1 protein-coding gene is annotated in these 1,831 nt (G+C 67.7%); it reads left to right on the top strand.

Annotated features, from left to right (window positions below; translation table 11 throughout):
• Positions 1-230 precede the first annotated feature (230 nt).
• Positions 231-1,801 (top strand): IS3 family transposase gene (locus PKA16_RS15805; protein ID WP_099047680.1). Its coding sequence is split into 2 segments (ribosomal slippage): positions 231-669 and positions 669-1,801, totalling 1,572 coding nucleotides; the frame shifts between segments, so codons are not numbered across the junction.
• Positions 1,802-1,831 lie beyond the last annotated feature (30 nt).

The following is a 1,831-nucleotide window of genomic DNA, read 5'->3' as shown; positions in this document are numbered from 1 at the left end:
CCCCCCGCGTCAGAATAGTTGTCGCCCCGATAGATTCTTGAGTCTCTGACTTCAAGACTCTTACCTTGGTGGTAGGTGGCTGTGGAGCTTGTGGGCGAAGGCCTGCGCGGTGGGCAACGCACCAGCGTTGTCCACGGCAAGCTGGCCGGTGCGCGAAGCGCATCGTCCACAAATCCACAGCCTCGCCTTCCCACCGATTTTTGAAGCACGGGGGCGTTGAAGAGGACGAATTGGCTCGATACGGACAAGCATTCAAGGATCGCGCGGTGGCCAGGCTGCTGCCGCCCGAAAGCGCCGCGGTGGAAGCCGTGGCAGGGGAGATCGGCGTGAACGCCGACACGCTGGAGCGCTGGCGCTCCGAGGCATTGGCCAAGCCGGCGCGCGAGCGCATCTGGACGGCTGCGGCCCGGCTGGAGGCGGTCATCACGACGGCAGCCATGGACGAGACGGCGCGCAGCGCCTGGTGCCGCAAGAACGGGGTGTACGCGCAGCAGCTTGCGCAGTGGCGAGGCAGCGCCACCCAGGCCCTGGCGCAGCCGCACGAGCAGCCCGCCAGTGCGCAGCAGACCAAGCAGGACCGCCGCCGCATCAAGGAGCTCGAGCGCGAGCTGCAGCGCAAGGAAAAGGCCTTGGCCGAGGCGGCCGCCTTGCTGGTGCTGTCAAAAAAACTCGAGGCGATCTTCCCCAGGGAAAAGGGCGAGGCCGAATGATCGGCCTGGAAGATCGCCGCAACATGGCCCAACACATCGAGCAGGCGCACCACGAGGGCGCCCGGCTCGCCGCAGCCTGCGAGTTCGCCGGCATCAGCGTGCGGACGCTTCAGCGCTGGAAGGCCCAGGATGGGCTGCAAACCGGCGACGGCAGGCCTACGGCCCTGCGTGGGACCCCAGGCCATGCCCTGACGCCCGAGGAGCGCCAGCGGCTGCTGGAGGTGGCCAACGAACCGAGGTTTGCCGACATGCCGCCGGCGCGCATCGTGCCTGCCCTGGCCGATGAGGGCGTGTACCTGGCCAGCGAATCGAGTTTCAGCCGCGTGCTGCGCGAGGCCGGCCAAAACCGGCACCGCAGCCGCGCCAAGGCGCCGCGCAAGGTCCGGCCACCCACCACCCACGTGGCCACCGCCCCGGCGCAGCTGTGGTGCTGGGACCTGACCTACCTGCCCGCGCAGGTGCTGGGACGCTGGTTCTACCTGTACCTGATCCTGGACGTGTTCAGCCGCAAGATCGTCGGCTTCGAGGTGCATGCGACGGATCACGCCGACCATGCGGCCCATCTGGTCAAGCGCACCGCGCTGGCCGAGGGCATCCACGCGATGGCGGCCAAGCCGGTGCTGCACGGCGACAACGGCTCGACCTTCAAGGCAACCACCGTGCTGGCGATGCTGCACTGGCTGGGGATCGACCCGTCGTATTCGCGCCCTCGCGTGAGCAATGACAACCCGTATGTGGAGAGCCTGTTTCGCACCGCCAAGTACCGGCCCGAGTTCCCTGCCGGCGGCTTCGTCGACCTGGACCATGCTCGCGGCTGGGCGGCCGAGTTCGTGCGTTGGTACAACCACGCGCACCGCCACAGCGGCATCGGCTACGTGACGCCGGCGCAGCGCCACGCCGGCACTGACCGCCACATCCTGCAGGCTCGGCATGAGCTGTACCTTCGGGCGCGGCAAAGCAATCCGGGCCGCTGGTCTGGAGAAACCCGCAACTGGCGTCGCATCGACGTGGTGGCCCTCAACCCCGAGCGCGAAGCGACCGTTTGCGCCGGCGAACTTCCAGGAGGCAACAAAGAACGACTGGCTGCGTGATTCAGGCGACAACTACCTTGACACGCACCG

The organism is Ottowia sp. (assembly GCF_035325765.1).
Classification (GTDB): Bacteria; Pseudomonadota; Gammaproteobacteria; order Burkholderiales; family Burkholderiaceae_C; genus Ottowia.
This window is presented reverse-complemented; position numbering and strand designations above follow the sequence as displayed.